The following is a 16,838-nucleotide window of genomic DNA, read 5'->3' as shown; positions in this document are numbered from 1 at the left end:
ACCGCGGCGGCCGATAGCCGAGGTCGCCGCGTTAGGGTACAATCCCGCGTCTTTTTCGCCGCCCGGTCCTTCTGCCGGGCGCTGCCACAACCGAGCTTTGTCGAGTGAGTGATCTCCAGCATATCCGCAATTTTTCCATCATCGCCCACATCGATCATGGAAAGTCCACGCTCGCCGACCGTTTCATCCAGCACTGTGGTGGCCTGTCGCAGCGCGAAATGGCCGAGCAGGTGCTCGATTCCATGGACATCGAGCGCGAGCGTGGCATTACCATCAAGGCCCAGAGCGTCACCCTCGACTATCGGGCCCGCGACGGCCAGGTCTACCAGCTGAACTTCATCGACACCCCCGGGCACGTGGATTTTTCCTACGAGGTGTCCCGCTCGCTGGCCGCCTGTGAGGGCGCCCTGCTGGTGGTGGACGCGGGGCAGGGCGTAGAGGCCCAGTCGGTGGCCAACTGCTACACCGCGATCGAGCAGGGTCTGGAAGTGCTGCCCATCCTCAACAAGATGGACCTGCCCCAGGCGGACCCGGACAAGGTCAAGGTGGAGATCGAGGAAATTATCGGTATCGACGCCACCGATGCCTGTCCGGTCAGCGCCAAAACCGGTATGGGTATCGAGGATGTCCTGGAGTACCTGGTGGCAAAGATCCCGCCACCGGAAGGGGATCGCAATGCCCCCCTGCAAGCCCTGATCATCGATTCCTGGTTCGACAACTACCTCGGCGTTGTATCGCTGGTGCGGGTCAAGCAGGGCGTGCTGAAGAAGCGCGACAAGTTCATTACCAAAGCCACCGGCAAGACCCACCAGGTCGACAGCATCGGTATCTTCACGCCCAAGCGGCTGGAGACCGGTGAGCTGCGAGCCGGGGAAGTGGGCTTTGTGGTCGCCGGCATCAAGGACATCCAGGGCGCCCCGGTGGGCGATACTCTGGTGCCCGCCAACCAGACCACGGTGCCGGCACTGCCCGGTTTCCAGAAGGTGAAGCCCCAGGTCTACGCGGGTATCTTTACCATCTCGTCAGACGACTACGAGGACTTCCGCGACGCCCTCGCCAAGTTGACCCTGAACGACGCCTCCCTGTTCTACGAGCCGGAAACCTCCGATGCCCTCGGCTTCGGCTTCCGCTGCGGCTTTCTCGGCATGCTGCACATGGAGATTATCCAGGAGCGGTTGGAACGGGAGTACGATCTCGATCTGATCACCACCGCGCCCACCGTTATCTACGAAGTGGTCAAGAAAGGCGGCGAAGTGGTCCAGGTCGACAACCCCTCGGCCCTGCCCGAAGTGGGCGATATCGAAGAGATGCGCGAGCCCATCGCCCGCTGCAATATCCTGGTACCCCAGGACTATCTCGGCAATGTCATCACCCTGTGTGTGGAAAAGCGCGGCGAGCAGGTGGACATGCAGTTCCTCGGCAGCCAGGTATCCCTGACCTATGACATCCCCATGGCAGAGGTGGTGCTCGATTTCTTCGACAAGCTGAAGTCGGTCAGTCGCGGTTATGCCTCCCTGGATTACAGCTTCCAGCGCTTCGAGGCGGCACCCCTGTCGAAACTGGATGTACTGATTAACGGCGAGCGTGTGGATGCACTGGCTATCATTGTGCACCGCGACCAGGTGCAGTACCGCGGCCGCGCCCTCACAGAGAAAATGAAGGAACTGATTCCGCGGCAGATGTTTGACGTGGCCATCCAGGCCGCAGTGGGCGGCAAGGTCGTGGCGCGGCAGACCGTGAAAGCCCTGCGCAAGAACGTGACGGCCAAGTGCTACGGTGGCGATGTGAGCCGTAAACGCAAGCTGCTGGACAAGCAGAAAGCCGGTAAAAAACGCATGAAGCAAGTGGGGCGGGTGGAAATTCCCCAGTCTGCCTTCCTCGCAGTACTCAAAGTAGACAGCTGACAGGGACGTAGCATGTCGATCGATTTTCCCCTGATTCTCGTAATTCTGGTATTTGGCAGCGGCCTGATCTGGCTGGTCGACGCCCTGTTGTGGGCACCGGGCCGCCGCCGTGAAATGGCGGCGCTGGAAGCCCGGTATCCCCAGCGCGCCGACGGCGACAACCCCCAGTCCGCCCAGTTTGCCGCCGAGGTGAAGAGCCGCGCCAACGAACCGGCGGTGGTTGAATACGCCCGCTCTTTCTTTCCCGTCCTGTTCGTGGTGTTTGTGCTGCGCTCCTTCCTGGTGGAGCCTTTCCAGATTCCCTCGTCGTCGATGGTGCCGACCCTGCAGGTAGGGGATTACATCCTGGTCAACAAGTTCACCTATGGTATTCGCCTGCCGGTATTGCGCACCAAAGTACTGGAGCTGAATGAACCCGAGCGCGGTGATGTCATGGTGTTCTTCCCCCCCCACATGAACGACACCTACTACATCAAGCGGGTGATCGGCCTGCCCGGGGATACGGTCACCTACCGCAACAAGCGACTCTTCGTTAACGGCGAGGAATTGCCCTGGGACACCCTGGCGGAGCTGCCTGAAGGCAGTGGCCGCCACGCGGTGGCCCTGGAGCGTCTGGGATCGGCCAACCACCTGGTGCAGGTGGACCCGGTGCGCCCGGCACGGGACTTTTCGGTGCTGGTCAAGCCGGGGCACTACTTCATGATGGGTGACAATCGCGACAATTCCAGCGACAGCCGGGTTTGGGGTCAGGTTCCCGAGAAGGATATAGTAGGCAAGGCCTTCGCCATCTGGATGCACTGGGATTCGCTGCTCAGTATTCCCAGCTTCAGCCGTGTAGGCGCCATAGAATAGCTGCTATAAGATAAGGCCCATTGGCCAATTCGGGGGAACTGGAATGAAGCTACGCCAGCAACAGAGTGGAATGTCGCTGTTGGGGATGCTCTGCGTCGCCATCATGATTGGCTTTTTTGTGATGTGCCTGTTGAAGATGGGGCCGAGTTACTTCGAGTACCTGTCGGTGAAGGAAATCATGAGCAAAGTGTCCGCCGAGTACAAATCGGACCAGACCAGCATCGCCGACATTCGCCGCCGCATTGCCAACCTCCTCAACACCAACCAGATCTATGGCCTCAAGCCACAGGATGTCGAGGTCTTCCGCAAGGAGGGCAAGACCTATATCGACGCCAGCTACGAGGTGCGCATTCCCGTCATGTGGCGTATCGATGCCATGTTCAAATTTGACGATCTCAAGTTCGAAGCGGGTCGCCCCGAACCGCTCCCCCCGACGCCCTGAGGTACTGTGGACAAACTCGCCCGCCTGCAAAAACGCCTGGCCTACACCTTTCGCGATCGGAGCCTGCTGGAGTTGGCTCTGACACACCGCAGCGCTGGCAGCAGGAACAACGAGCGACTGGAGTTTCTGGGGGATTCCATAGTTAACCATGTGATCGCCGAAGCCCTTTACCACCGCTTCCCGGATGTGCGGGAGGGAGAGATGAGCCGCATGCGAGCGGCGTTGGTGAAGGGCGATACCCTGGCCAGGGTGGCGCGGGAACTGGAGTTTGGCGAGTGCCTGAAACTCGGCACCGGAGAGCGCAAGAGCGGCGGCTACCGTCGCGCCTCCATTCTTGCCGACGCTTTCGAAGCGGTGTCCGGTGCCATTCTGCTCGACAGTGATGTGGATACCTGCCGCGACTTTCTGCTGCGGCATTTTGCATCCCGCCTGGACGATCTCGAGAAAAGTGATGTCGGCAAGGATGCGAAAACCCTCCTGCAGGAATTCCTGCAGGGGCGCGGCAACCCGCTGCCGGTTTACGAACTGGTGAATGTTGAGGGTGAGGATCACCAGCAGCACTTTGAGGTGAGTTGCCAGCTCGAGCAACCCAAACTGGCAGTGCAGGGCGCCGGCAGCAGCCGGCGCAAGGCCGAGCAGGCCGCTGCCGCCACCGCGCTGGAGAGGTTACAGGCCCATGGTTGAACTCACCGGACGCTGCGGATACGTGGCCATCGTCGGTCGACCCAATGTCGGCAAGTCCACCCTGCTCAATTACCTGCTGGGGCAGAAGATCAGCATCACCTCGCGCAAGCCGCAGACCACGCGGCACCAGGTGTTGGGCATCAAGACCGAGGGTGGCAACCAGATCATTTTTGTCGATACCCCAGGCCTGCACCGGGAGGCGCCGAAGGCCATCAATCGCTTCATGAACCGCGCCGCCAGTTCCGCGATAGCGGATGTGGATGCGGTGGTGTTCGTAGTCGACCGCACCGCCTGGACCGATGAAGACGAAATGGTGTTGCAGCAGGTGCAGCGCGCCGGCCGGCCCGCCATCCTGGCGGTGAACAAAGTGGACCTGCTGGAGGACAAGCGTGTATTGCTGCCGCGTTTGCAGGAGCTGTCAGACAAGGGCGCCTTTGCCGCGGTGATTCCGCTGTCGGCCCTGCGTCGCACCAACCTGGATGCGCTGGAGCAGGAAGTATTGAAACTGCTGCCGGAGTCCATCCACTTTTTCCCCGAAGAGCAGATCACTGACCGCAGCCAGCGATTTCTGGCGGCGGAGATCGTGCGCGAGAAGATCATGCGCCAGCTGGGTGATGAACTGCCCTACGCAGTCACCGTGGAGATCGAGGAGTTCGGCCTGGAAGGCGAGACGCTGCATATTTCGGCCCTGATCCTGGTGGAACGCAAAGGCCAGAAGAAAATCCTGATCGGGGAGGGTGGCTCGCGCCTGCGTACCATCGGCAGCGAAGCTCGCAAGGATATGGAGCAGCTGTTCGACAACAAGGTGATGCTGCGCCTGTGGGTGAAGGTGAAATCCGGCTGGTCGGACGACGAGCGCGCCCTGCGCAGCCTGGGTTACGACGACCGCTGAACGCGGCCATGCGTGTCAGCTTGCAACCGGCCTACCTGCTGCATTCAAGGCCCTACCGCGACAGCAGCCAATTGCTGGAAGTGTTTACCGCCGAACACGGCTGCGTCAGCCTGGTGGGGCGCGGTGTGCACCGGCGCGCCCGGGGCGGCAGTTTGCGCGCCAACCTGCAGCCCTTTCGCCCTTTGCTTGTCTCGTTCAGCGGCCGCAGTGAATTGCAGTCCCTGAATGCCGTTGAGAGTGCCGGTGCAGGGGTGCAACTTGCCGGGGAGCGCCTGTTCAGCGGCCTCTATCTCAACGAATTGCTGCTGCGTCTGCTGCACCGCCACGACCCCCATCCCACCCTGTTTGCCGGCTATGCCAGTGCCCTTGATCAGCTGGCCGCGGCGGCGCACAGCGAGCCGGTGTTGCGCGCATTTGAACTGCAGCTTCTCGATGAGCTGGGTTACGGCTTCGACCCTGCCGAGGACGCCCACAGCCATCAGTCGGTGCGCGAGGATGGCTGGTATCGATACAGCGACGGCCTGGGGCTGGTTGCCTGCGCCCCCGATGCGGGCGCCCCCGGGCAGCGCTTCCCGGGATCCGATTTGCTGGCCATCGCCCGCGGTGAATTCAGCGGTGCAGCGGCGGGTTCCGCCAAGCGCCTGCTGCGCATGGTGATCGCCGGGCACCTGGGTGGTCGGCCCCTGCATACCCGCGACCTGTTCCGGCAGTACCGCCAGGGCGGCACTGCCGGGGGTGAGGGAGAGTCATGATTAGTGTCGGCACCGATATCCTGGAAATTGAGCGCCTGGAGGGGGTTGTCGAGCGCCTCGGCGAGCGTTTTGCGCGGCGTATCCTGCGCCCGGAGGAACTGGCCCAGTACCGGGACAGCAAACTGCCGCTGCGCCTGCTGGCCAAACGCTTTGCCGCCAAGGAAGCTGTTGCCAAGGCCCTCGGCACCGGCATTGGCCGCGGCGTAAGCTGGCAGGACATGCTGATCCACCACGACGCCAACGGCGCCCCGTTGGTCACGCTTTCCGGTGGTGCCCAACTGGCCGCGGCGGCGCGGGGCGGCAGTCAGGTGCTGCTCAGCATCGCGGATGAGCAGCGCTATGTGGTTGCTTTCGCCGTATTGAGTTGAGCGTCAGCGCCGACGGGGACTGCCAGGCGCGCGCAAAGCCGATATACTCTGCGCTGACCGTGGCGGTAGTGAGTTATGTCCCAGTATCCAACCATTGAAGCCTGCATCGGCAACACCCCGCTGGTGCGACTGCAGCGCCTCCCGGGTGCTACCAGCAATACCATTCTCGTCAAACTGGAAGGCAGCAATCCGGCCGGCTCGGTGAAGGATCGCCCGGCCCTGAGCATGATTGTCGAGGCCGAATCCCGCGGCGAGATTCAGCCCGGTGACCGCCTGATCGAGGCCACCAGCGGCAATACCGGCATTGCGCTGGCTATGGCTGCGGCCATCCGCGGCTACCCCCTCACCCTGATCATGCCGTCGCATATGAGTGATGAGCGCAAACAGGCCATGTCTGCCTATGGCGCCACCCTGATCGAGGTGAGTCAGGAGGAGGGCATGGAGGGCGCCCGCGACCTGGCCCTCGCCATGCAGGCCCGGGGCGAGGGGCGGGTACTGGATCAGTTTGCCAACCCGGACAACCCCCTGGCGCATTACAAGGGTACGGGGCCGGAGATCTGGCAGCAGACGGCGGGCAGTGTCACCCACTTCGTCAGTTCCATGGGCACCACCGGTACCATCATGGGCTGTTCCGCCTACCTCAAGGAAATGAACCCCGCGGTGGAAATCATTGGCCTGCAGCCGATGGACGGCTCCAGTATTCCCGGTATCCGACGCTGGCCCGAAGCTTACCTGCCGAAAATTTTCGATGCCTCCCGGGTGGATCGGGTGATGGACATTTCACAGGCCGAGTCAGAGCGCACCATGCGCGCACTGGCGGCACAGGAGGGCATCTTCTGCGGTGTTTCTTCCGGCGGCGCCGTGGCCGGTGCCCTGCGCCTGTCCGGAACAGTGGAGAATGCGGTGATCGTGGCCATCATCTGCGATCGCGGTGATCGCTACCTGTCCACCGGCGTGTTCGCCGGAGCCTGACATCCAGCATGGTTCGGGTAAGGGAAGAATCACACCTTAGCGAGGCCGGCGAAGTCGATCTCGACCGCTGGCTGGCGCAATTGCCGGTGGCTTTCGATGCCGCCGAGCAGGCGCGCCTGCAGGCCGGCCTGGCCACGGCCCAGGCAGCTGCCGCGCGCCCCGGTAACGATGTGCCGGACTGGGCCAGCGAATCCAACCCCTTCACTGCGGGGCTCGATATCTGCCAGATCCTGGCGGAGTTGCACGTCGGCGTGGACTGCCTGCTGGCCGGCCTGCTGTACCGGGCCGTGCGCGAGGATCGACTGTCCCTGGAGGCCGTGTCGGAGCAGTTTGGCAGCGAGGTCGCCAACATGCTGCTCGGTGTGCTGCGCATGGCGGCGATTTCCGACCTGAAAAACCCCACCGAGAGTCCGGTACTGGGCCAGGCTCACGGCCAGAAGGACAACATCCGCAAGATGCTGATCTCGCTGGTGGACGATGTGCGGGTGGCGCTGATCAAGCTGGCGGAGCGCACTTGCGCTATCCGCGCGGTGAAGAATGACGGCGCCCGGCGCCGCCCGATCGCCCAGGAAGTGTTCGATGTCTACGCGCCGCTGGCGCACCGCCTCGGTATCGGCCATCTGAAGTGGGAACTGGAAGACCTGTCCTTTCGCTACATCCACACCGACGCCTATCGCAAGATTGCCAGCCTGCTGGACGGCAAGCGGCTGGAGCGGGACCGTTTTATCCAGCGGGTGCGCGAGGAACTGAGCCGGGTATTGGCCGGCGCCGGGCTGGAATTTGAAATCACCGGCCGCGCCAAGCATATCTACAGCATCTGGCGCAAAATGCAGCGCAAGGGCATTGGCTTTTCCCAGGTCTACGACATACGCGCGGTGCGCATCCTGGTGTCTGAAATCAAGGACTGTTACGCCACCCTGGGCATGGTGCACGGCCTGTGGCGCAATATTCCCAATGAGTTTGACGACTACATCGCCAACCCCAAGGAAAACGGCTACCGCTCCCTGCACACCGCCGTGATCGGCCCCGAAGGCAAGATTCTGGAAGTACAGATTCGCACCCGCCAGATGCACGAAGAAGCCGAACTCGGGGTCTGCGCCCACTGGCGCTACAAGGGCTCCGACCGCGAGTCCGGCATGGCCAGCACCTACGAGGAAAAGATCGCCTGGCTGCGACAGGTGCTGGACTGGCACGAAGAGACCGGCGACGCCCACGGGGTAGCCGAACAGTTCAGTTTCGATGTCGCCCAGGACCGGGTCTATGTGTTCACGCCCGAGGGAGACGTGGTCAATCTGGCGCAGGGCGCCACGCCGCTGGATTTTGCCTATCACGTGCATACCGAGGTGGGGCACCGCTGCCGCGGGGCCAAGGTGAACGGCTCCATAGTGCCGCTCACTTACCGCCTGCAAACCGGTGAGCGGGTGGAAATTCTCACCAGCAGGGAGGGGCGCCCCAAGCGCGACTGGCTGCAACCGGGGCTGGGTTATTTGCGCACTTCCCGCGCCAGGGCCAAGGTCCACCACTGGTTCAAGGCCCAGGCCCGCGAGGAGAATATCGACGCCGGCCGCCATCTGCTGGAGCGCGATTTCAAGCGTATGGCCCTGACCAGCGTGGACTACAAACGCATCGCCGCCAAGGTGCAGATGAGCACCGTGGAGGACATGTATGCCGCGGTGGGCGCGGGGGACCTGTCCTCGGCCCAGGTACTCAACGCCGCCCAGGGCCTGGTGGAAAAAGTCACCGAACCGAAACTGGAAATTACCCGCAGCGGCAGTCGCAAGGTGTCCGGCAGCCGGGTGCATGTGCGCGGCGTGGGCAACCTGCTCACCCACATGGCAGGCTGCTGCAGGCCGCTGCCGGGGGACAGCATTACCGGCTTTATCACCCAGGGGCGCGGCGTCAGCATTCACCGCAGTGACTGCGGGCGCCTGGTCAGGCTGGAGGAGTCCTCACCCGAACGCATCATCGAGGTGGACTGGGGCGAGTCGCCGCAGGAGAACTACGAGGTCGATGTCGCCATTGAGTGCTATGACCGCCAGGGCCTGTTGCGGGACATCACCGGCCTGTTCGCCAATGCCCGCATCAACGTGCTGTCCATCAATACCCAGACCAACAAGAAGAGCCACACAGCCACCATGCGCCTGCGGGTGGAAGTGCCGGATCTCGGCGCGCTGTCGCGCCTGCTGGAGCGGATCAACCGCCTCAGCAACGTGATCACTGCGTCGCGACTTTCTGAATAGGAACCGGAGGCGAGATGGAACAGCGGCGCTACAGCATCGACGATTTGTTGCGGGTCATGGAACGGCTGCGGGACCCGAAGCACGGTTGTCCCTGGGACCTGAAACAGGATTTTCGCAGTATCGTGCCCTCCACGCTGGAGGAGTGCTACGAACTGGCCGAGGCCATCGAACACGATGACTTTCCCCATGTGGCGGAGGAGCTGGGGGATGTCCTGTTCCAGGTGATTTTCTACAGCCAGCTGGGGCGCGAGCGCGAGCTGTTCAGCTTCCCCGACGTGGTGCATACGCTGGTCGACAAGCTGCTGCGCCGCCATCCCCATGTGTTCGCCGGCGGCGCAATTGAGGGCGTTGTTGACGCCCGCATCGGCGTGGAAGCGGTCAAGGACAGCTGGGAACAGATCAAGCAGGGCGAGCGCAACGACCGCCGGCAGCACGGCCTGCTGGACGATGTGCCGGTGGCCCTGCCGGCCCTGCCGCGGGCGCAGAAACTGCAAAAGCGCGCCGCCCGTGTCGGTTTTGACTGGCCCGCCGCCGATCCGGTGTTCGATAAACTCGCAGAGGAAGTCGCAGAGTTGCGCGCCGCCCTGGCGGCGGGGGATGCGCCGGGGGTGGAAGAGGAAGTGGGCGACCTGTTGTTCACCTGCGTCAACCTGTCGCGCCAGCTGGGCGTGGATGCGGAGACGGCCCTGCGGCGCTCTTCCGCCAAGTTCGAACGGCGTTTTCGCCACATGGAAGCGGCCGCCGACAAGGCGGCGACGCCGCTGTCTACGCGCACAGCGGAGCAGCTGGAAGCGCTCTGGCAACAGGCCAAGGGCCTGAACTGACGGGGCTTGTGCTTCCCGGGTCCGCTGTGTATGGTTACTGCCCTCCGCGTTATTCATAATATCGATTCACCCCACCGGGGCTGCTCCGGCGCCGGTTTTGTTACCGAGGAAACACCCCAATGCGATTGATCCTTTTGGGCGCGCCAGGCGCTGGTAAAGGCACCCAGGCCCAGTTTATCTGCGAGAAATACGGCATCCCCCAGATTTCCACAGGTGACATGCTGCGCGCTGCCGTGAAGGCCCAGACCGAGCTGGGTCTGCAGGCCAAGGAGATCATGGACGCTGGCGGGCTGGTTTCCGACGACATCATCATCGGCCTGGTCAAAGAGCGCATCACCGAAGCGGATTGCGCTGGCGGTTTTCTGTTTGATGGCTTTCCCCGCACCATTCCCCAGGCCGAGGCCATGGTGGATGCCGGCGTGAATCTTGATCACGTGGTGGAGATCGCCGTGGATGACGAGGAAATTATCTCCCGCCTCAGCGGTCGCCGCGTGCACCCGGCCTCTGGCCGCGTCTACCACGTGCAATACAATCCGCCGAAGGAAGAGGGCGTCGATGACATCAGTGGCGAGCCACTGGTGCAGCGCGATGATGATCAGGAAGAAACGGTGCGTCGCCGCCTGCAGGTATACCAGGAGCAGACCGCCCCGCTGATCGATTTTTACCAGGGCATGAAGGGCGAAGGTGCCCCTAGCTATCACCGCATTGTCGGTGTCGGCAGTGTCGATGATATCCGCGCCCAGGTGGTCGCCGCACTGGGCAACTGATCGCCGCCTGTTCAGCAGCCCCCGATGAGACCCCGGCCTTCGCCGGGGTTTCTGCGTCCGGGGCGTTCACTTCCCCGGCAGCACATTCCTTTCGATTTATCCCCATCACCTGCCTGAACTCCAGGTGCGTGTAGGATTTGCCCGGGCGAGTCCGTATAATCGCCCGTCCCTGAATCAAGCCCCCAGATGCCATGACTGTTCGCACCCGCGTTGCGCCTTCCCCCACCGGTGACCCCCACGTCGGCACCGCCTATATCGCCCTGTTCAACCTGTGCTTTGCCCGCGCCCACGGCGGCCAGTTCCTGTTGCGTATCGAGGATACGGACCAGGTGCGCAGCACGCCGGAGTCCGAGCAGGCCATTCTCGATTCCCTGCGCTGGCTGGGGCTGGATTGGGACGAGGGCCCCGATGTCGGTGGCGAGCACGGCCCCTACCGCCAGAGCGAGCGCATGGAGATCTACGGCGAGTACGCCCGCAAGCTGGTGGAAGAGGGCAAGGCCTTCATTTGCTACCGCACCAGCGAGGAGCTGGACGCCCTGCGCGAGGCGCGCCGTGCGGCGGGTAACAGCATGGCCCTGAAGCCTTCCGACCTGCTGCTGCCGGCTGAGGAAGTGGCGCAGCGTGAAGCGGCCGGCGCGCCCTACGTCATCCGCATGATGGTGCCGGAAGACGACGGCCGCTGTGAAATCGACGACATGCTGCGCGGCACCATCGAACTGGACTGGAACCTGGTGGACGCCCAGGTGCTGCTGAAATCCGATGGCATGCCCACCTACCACCTGGCCAACGTGGTGGACGACCACCTGATGGGCATTACCCATGTGCTGCGCGGCGAGGAGTGGATTAACTCGGCGCCCAAACACAAATTGCTGTACGAGTACTTCGGCTGGGACATGCCGAAGCTCTGTCACCTGCCCCTGCTGCGCAACCCTGACAAATCCAAGCTCAGCAAGCGCAAGAATCCCACCAGCATTCTGTACTACCAGCGCATGGGCTTTCTGCCCGAGGCGCTGCTGAACTACCTCGGCCGCATGGGCTGGTCCATGCCCGACGAGCGCGAGAAGTTCTCCCTGCCGGAAATGCTGGAGCAGTTCGACATCCAGCGCGTATCCCTCGGTGGCCCCATCTTTGATGTGGAAAAGCTGCGCTGGCTGAACGGCCTGTGGATGCGTGAAGACCTCGACACTGACCAGCTGGCCCAGCGCCTGGTGGACTGGGCTTTCAACAGTGACAACCTGCGCAAGGTACTGCCCCATGCCCAGAAGCGCATGGAGACTCTCAGCGACTTTGCGCCGCTGGCGGCTTTTTTGGTGTCAGGCACGCTGCCGATTACAGAAGACAGCTTTGCGGCGATCAAGGGTGAGCGCGAGGACGTGGTGCGCGGCCTGCAGTTCGCTCTGTGGCGCATGGAAGCCATGGCCAGCTGGAACCGCGACGCGATCTGGAATGAACTGAAGGCCCTGGCGGACGCCGAGGGCGTAAAAGTGAAAGACTTCCTGGCACCGGTATTTATCGCCATCGCCGGCACCAGTGCCTCCTTCTCGGTGGTGGACTCCATGGAACTGCTGGGGCCTGACATGAGCCGGGCCCGATTGCGTCACGCCATCGAAGTGCTTGGCGGTGTCTCCAAGAAAGCCGCCAAGCGCCTGGAAAAGGCCTACCAGGAACTGCCGCCAGCCGCGGCTGGCTAGCGGCGGCGCAAGCCGCCCATCTGCGGCCGCCGCATTTCGCGTGTGGCGCCCAGGTTGCGCGCCCGGTAGTCCCTGTTCAGGCCGCTGCGGTCGATCTGTGGGCGCTGCTGTACCTGGTGCTGCTGGGAGTACTGTTGGCCGCGATCGCGCGCATTCTGCATGGCTTGCTGGCGCTGTTGCTCGCTCATCCCGCTGACCCGGTCCTGGGCCTGTGAAACGCTGCCCTGGATATTATCCCGGGCCTGCTGGCGTTCGCTCTCGCTCATGCCGGCAACCTTGTCCTGTGCGGTTTCAAAGCTATCCGAGTTGCGCCACGTGCCGTTCTCCCGGGTTTGCCAAGTGTCTCCAGAGCGCCGTGCAATGGTGCCGTTGCGATCGGCGAATACATTGTTTTCCCGATTGTCGACCGGGCGCGCTTCCTTCAGGCGACCGACGGCGTCGCTGCTGGCCAGGCGCTGGCTGTTGCCTCCCTGTTGGTAGAGGTTGCGCCCCTGCAGTGTCTGGCCTTTGAGGTTGTGGTTGTGCTGGTCAATACGATTGCGGATATTGGTCTGGTTGCCGATGTTGATGTTGTTGCCGATATTGATATCGCCGGTGTTGATCACTACCGGGCCGCGATAGCCACCGCCGTACCAGCCGCCGCAGCAACCCCAGGGACGGTAGGCGCCACCCCAGCCACCGCCCCAACTCATGCCGAAGTTGAAAAAGCCGTTGCTCCAGCTGACACCGAAATTCCAGCCGGTCCAGGGGTTGTAGCCAACGTGAAAGCCCCAGGTGGGCGGGCGCGGGTAGTAGAAGCTGCCAAAGTAGGGCGGGTAGTACCAGCCGGTACCGTAGACAGGCACGCCGTAGTAGGGAAACGACCACATATAGCCCGGGGTATAGCCGACGTAGACAACCTCCGGCGTAGCCTCGTAAATGTGAACATGGGTGACGTTATAGACCGGAGAACTCGGGGGTATCTTGGCGATCTGCTCTTCCGGTACCGTGTCCGCCACGATCCAGGGGCCGGTGGCCTGGTCGGATTCGAACCACACGCCGTTGTCTACGGCGTAATAGCGGTTCTCGATTTTCAGCACCTGGGCACCGGTGTTGACCGCGTAGGCGACATCGGTGCCCTTGATGTGCTCGAACTTCGGCTCGCCGTCATATTCGATCTGCAGGTTGGTGCCCTCGCGCTTGATGGCGGCGGTTTGCGGGATACTGGCGTCGAGCATGGCCTCTTCGGCCTCCTCGGTACCCGCCACCGACACACGGGTGCCGCCGAGATCGGAGGCGGGCGGGATATCCTTGAAGCCCTCGGGTAATTCATCTGCGCGGACAAACGTCCACGGGCCGTCCTGGGACTTGGCGCGGTACCAGCGGCCCGATAGCAGGACGTACATATTCCCGGTTGAGAGCTGGCGTATCCACGGTGTTTCCGTGTTCTTGACATAGAGCAGCTCAGCGCCGGGCAGTGACTGCCAGTCCGGTTTGCCGTCGGTGGCAATCAACTCGGTGGGACGGGTGGCCACGACCACCTGTGGCGGTGTTTTCGCCGTGGACTCTTCTGCGTCTGTGGGCGCATCGATAAGGCTGACCAGGTCCTGCGGTGGTGAAGTGGCGGGTACCCAGGGCCCGAGGGCATCCTTCGCCTGGTACCACCACTTGCCGCTGCCGAGGTAGTAATTACCGCTTTGGGTGTTGTGTGCCACCAGGAAGGGCGTGTTCAGTGCCCGCTCATAGGGGCTGTTCTCCACTTTCGAAAAATGCGGTTTGCCATCGTAGATCAGCAGCACTGCCAACTGCTCCGAAAACTCGATAGCCGGTGGTTCCGTCTTCAGTTCCTCGAGGCTCTTCTCCTCGACCTCGGCAGTTGCCAGCGACGCCGTCAGGCGCTCGAGCGAAATGGCAAAGCCGTTTTCCGGTACCGCAGATTCGATAATGGCTGTGAAGCGCTGTTCACCGGCGTCTTTGGAGTCCGGCCAGCCCACTTTACTGACCTTTATGTCGCGCACGGTGGCGATGCCGCTGGCGCGGTCGGTGTCCAGCCGGGCCTCGAACCACATGGCGCCGAAAATCGGCTCGCCGCCGTCTTTCATCTCCAGCGAGATGGCCGCCCTGGCTTTCAGGGTGTCGCCCTGCAGCGATTCCGGTTGCGGCTGGTAGACCACGATGGTGCCCTCCGGGGCGCTGATTTCCTGCGGCCATTCGATGGCCTGCGCGGCAGGGACGAAGAGCAGCGCAAGCAGCGGGATCAATCGATACAACAGCTGTTGCAGGTACAGAGTGGGATGGGCAAAGTTGGCCACGTCGCCTCCTTTTTGGATTCCAGTTGGCATGACGGCATGCTCCCGACCGCTGGCGGCGGGTAGGCGCGAACACCAGTTTCAGGTATAGCCTATCAATCCTGTTGCGGCCACTGTCGCGCTCAAGCCACGCGTCGCAGCGGTGGCTCTCGACCCGCGACCGGGCCTACAATACCCCTATTGCAGCAACCAGTGGATGGCAACGTGGCCATTTCAGTATTCGACCTGTTCAAAATCGGTATCGGCCCCTCCAGCTCGCACACAGTGGGGCCGATGAACGCGGCGCGGCAGTTTGCCGCGGGCCTTAAGGACAGCGGCAAGCTGGACACCTGTAACCGGGTGATGGCAGAACTCTACGGTTCCCTCGGCGCCACTGGGGCCGGCCACGGCTCGCCCAAGGCAGTGATTCTCGGCCTCGCCGGCGAGACACCGGAGAAGGTAGAGGTAGAGAGCATCGCCGAGCGCGTGGCGGCGGTCCGCGAGGGCGGGCGATTGTCACTGATGGGCGAGCGAGAGATCCCGTTCAGTTACCGCGATGACCTGGTCATGCATCGCACCGAATCCCTGCCTTACCATGCCAATGGCATGCGCTTCAGCGCCTTTGCCGATGACGGCGAGTTGCTGTATTCGCGCGTCTATTACTCGGTCGGTGGCGGCTTTGTGATAGACGAGGCTGCCGCCGAAGGCGATGTGCTGGTGGAGGACCCGACGCTTGTCGCCTATCCCTTTACCTCGGCCGCGGAGCTGCTGCAGCAGTGTCGCGAGCACGGCCTGTCGATCAGCGCGCTGATGCTGGCCAACGAGAAATCCTGGCGCAGCGAAGCGGAGATCCGCGAGGGCCTGTTGGCACTCTGGCGGGTGATGGACGACTGCATCCGGCGCGGCGCCATGACCGAGGGCATCATGCCCGGTGGGCTCAAGGTCAAGCGCCGGGCGGCGCAGTTACACCGGCAACTGAAAAGCGCATCCGGCTCGCTGGGCGATGACAGCCTGACCACCATGGACTGGGTGACGCTCTATGCCCTGGCAGTCAATGAAGAGAATGCCGCCGGGGGCCGCATTGTTACCGCGCCCACCAATGGCGCGGCAGGGATTATTCCGGCTGTGCTCAAGTACTACCTGACCCACTGCAAGGGGGCCAGCGAAGACGACGTGGCGCGTTTTCTGCTGACTGCCGCCGCCATCGGCATTCTGTACAAGATCAACGCGTCAATCTCCGGCGCCGAGGTGGGTTGCCAGGGAGAGGTCGGCTCCGCCTGTTCAATGGCTGCCGGCGCCCTGGCGGATGCACTGGGTGGCACCCCTGCGCAGGTGGAAAACGCGGCCGAGATCGCCATGGAACACAACCTGGGCCTGACCTGCGATCCTATCGGCGGCCTGGTGCAGGTGCCCTGTATCGAGCGCAATGCCATGGCCGCGATCAAGGCCATCAGCGCTGCGCGGATGGCCCTGCGCGGCTCCGGCGAGCACTACGTCTCCCTCGACCAGGTGATCAAGACCATGCGCGACACCGGCCGCGACATGCAGGACAAGTACAAGGAGACTGCTCGCGGGGGGCTGGCAGTGAATGTGCTGGAGGTGCCGGTCAGCATTATCGAGTGCTGAAACGCCCGGCCCGGAAAATGCGCTGTAAAGTGTTGACAGCCTCCTGACGCCTCACTACAATGCGCACCACTTCGTTGAGCTGCACGCAATTAATTGCCAGCAAATTCAACAAGTTACCAGTTTACTGGGGCTATAGCTCAGCTGGGAGAGCGCAACACTGGCAGTGTTGAGGTCAGCGGTTCGATCCCGCTTAGCTCCACCAATCAAAACCTCCGATCCGAAAGGTTCGGAGGTTTTTTTATGGCACATCGAACCGCGTGCGTTTCGATGTCGGACGCGACCCCGGCCGTTAGCTCCACCAATCAAAACCTCCGATCCGAAAGGTTCGGAGGTTTTTTTATGGCACATCGAACCGCGTGCGGCTCGATGTCGGACGCGACCCCGGCCGTTAGCTCCACCAATCAAAACCTCCGATCCGAAAGGTTCGGGGTTTTTTTTATGGTACATCGAACCGCGTGCGGTTCGATGTCGGACGCGACCCCGGCCGTTAGCTCCACCAATCAAAACCTCCGATCCGAAAGGTTCGGAGGTTTTTTTATGGCACATCGAACCGCGTG

At 62.6% G+C, this 16,838-nt stretch carries 14 protein-coding genes and 1 tRNA gene; 14 read left to right on the top strand and 1 reads right to left on the bottom strand.

The genetic code is table 11. The features are described 5' to 3' along the window. Window positions 1-104: 104 nt before the first annotated feature. The 12 genes from lepA to gltX all read left to right on the top strand — a co-directional run bounded on the left by lepA (window position 105) and on the right by gltX (window position 12,388). Window positions 105-1,904 (top strand): translation elongation factor 4, encoded by a 1,800-nt coding sequence (gene lepA, locus FVW59_RS09665; protein ID WP_148064066.1) that lies wholly within the window; start codon window positions 105-107, stop codon window positions 1,902-1,904. Window positions 1,905-1,916: 12 nt separating this feature from the next. Beyond that, window positions 1,917-2,756 (top strand): signal peptidase I, encoded by an 840-nt coding sequence (gene lepB, locus FVW59_RS09660; protein WP_148064065.1) that lies wholly within the window; start codon window positions 1,917-1,919, stop codon window positions 2,754-2,756. A 43-nt stretch (window positions 2,757-2,799) separates the two neighbouring features. Further along, on the top strand, window positions 2,800-3,198 hold the full coding sequence (locus FVW59_RS09655) for a DUF4845 domain-containing protein (RefSeq protein WP_148064064.1): 399 nt from the start codon (window positions 2,800-2,802) through the stop codon (window positions 3,196-3,198). Between the two features lie 6 nt (window positions 3,199-3,204). After that, a complete protein-coding gene (rnc, locus tag FVW59_RS09650; RefSeq protein ID WP_148064063.1) occupies window positions 3,205-3,882 on the top strand; it encodes a ribonuclease III in 678 nt (225 codons plus the stop codon). Beyond that, window positions 3,875-4,774, top strand: coding sequence for a GTPase Era (gene era, locus FVW59_RS09645; RefSeq protein ID WP_148064062.1), 900 nt, complete (start codon window positions 3,875-3,877; stop codon window positions 4,772-4,774). The genes rnc and era overlap by 8 nt, the downstream gene beginning before the upstream one ends. 8 nt (window positions 4,775-4,782) lie before the next feature. Further along, window positions 4,783-5,526 (top strand): DNA repair protein RecO, encoded by a 744-nt coding sequence (gene recO / locus FVW59_RS09640; protein WP_148064061.1) that lies wholly within the window; start codon window positions 4,783-4,785, stop codon window positions 5,524-5,526. Next, complete coding sequence (gene acpS, locus FVW59_RS09635; protein ID WP_148064060.1) at window positions 5,523-5,894, top strand: holo-ACP synthase; 372 nt, start codon at window positions 5,523-5,525, stop codon at window positions 5,892-5,894. Before recO ends, acpS begins: the two co-directional genes overlap by 4 nt. 75 nt (window positions 5,895-5,969) lie before the next feature. Beyond that, entirely contained in the window at window positions 5,970-6,866 is an 897-nt protein-coding gene (gene cysM / locus FVW59_RS09630; RefSeq protein WP_148064059.1) for a cysteine synthase CysM, read from the top strand. A gap of 8 nt (window positions 6,867-6,874) precedes the next feature. Further along, window positions 6,875-9,106 (top strand): GTP diphosphokinase, encoded by a 2,232-nt coding sequence (gene relA, locus FVW59_RS09625; RefSeq protein ID WP_148064058.1) that lies wholly within the window; start codon window positions 6,875-6,877, stop codon window positions 9,104-9,106. Window positions 9,107-9,120: 14 nt separating this feature from the next. After that, complete coding sequence (mazG, locus tag FVW59_RS09620; protein WP_148064057.1) at window positions 9,121-9,930, top strand: nucleoside triphosphate pyrophosphohydrolase; 810 nt, start codon at window positions 9,121-9,123, stop codon at window positions 9,928-9,930. 119 nt (window positions 9,931-10,049) lie between these two features. Continuing rightward, the gene (gene adk, locus FVW59_RS09615) at window positions 10,050-10,697 is read left to right on the top strand and encodes an adenylate kinase (protein WP_148064056.1); all 648 of its coding nucleotides are present in this window, start codon (window positions 10,050-10,052) and stop codon (window positions 10,695-10,697) included. A gap of 191 nt (window positions 10,698-10,888) precedes the next feature. After that, a complete protein-coding gene (gltX, locus tag FVW59_RS09610; protein ID WP_148064055.1) occupies window positions 10,889-12,388 on the top strand; it encodes a glutamate--tRNA ligase in 1,500 nt (499 codons plus the stop codon). Here gltX and FVW59_RS09605 read toward each other — a convergent pair. Beyond that, window positions 12,385-14,709, bottom strand: coding sequence for a carbohydrate-binding family V/XII (locus tag FVW59_RS09605; protein WP_246139693.1), 2,325 nt, complete (start codon window positions 14,707-14,709; stop codon window positions 12,385-12,387). The genes gltX and FVW59_RS09605 overlap by 4 nt on opposite strands. Window positions 14,710-14,880: 171 nt before the next feature. Between FVW59_RS09605 and FVW59_RS09600 the strand changes: the two genes are divergently transcribed. Both FVW59_RS09600 and FVW59_RS09595 read left to right on the top strand, forming a co-directional pair. Then, window positions 14,881-16,281, top strand: coding sequence for an L-serine ammonia-lyase (locus FVW59_RS09600; RefSeq protein ID WP_148064054.1), 1,401 nt, complete (start codon window positions 14,881-14,883; stop codon window positions 16,279-16,281). A gap of 126 nt (window positions 16,282-16,407) precedes the next feature. Next, a tRNA-Ala gene (locus tag FVW59_RS09595) sits at window positions 16,408-16,483 on the top strand. Window positions 16,484-16,838: the final 355 nt, after the last annotated feature.

It is taken from the genome of Parahaliea aestuarii (assembly GCF_008064635.1).
Taxonomy (GTDB): domain Bacteria; phylum Pseudomonadota; class Gammaproteobacteria; order Pseudomonadales; family Halieaceae; genus Parahaliea; species Parahaliea aestuarii.
Note: the sequence above shows the minus strand (reverse complement) of the source record. Positions and strands in the feature narration are given on the sequence as shown.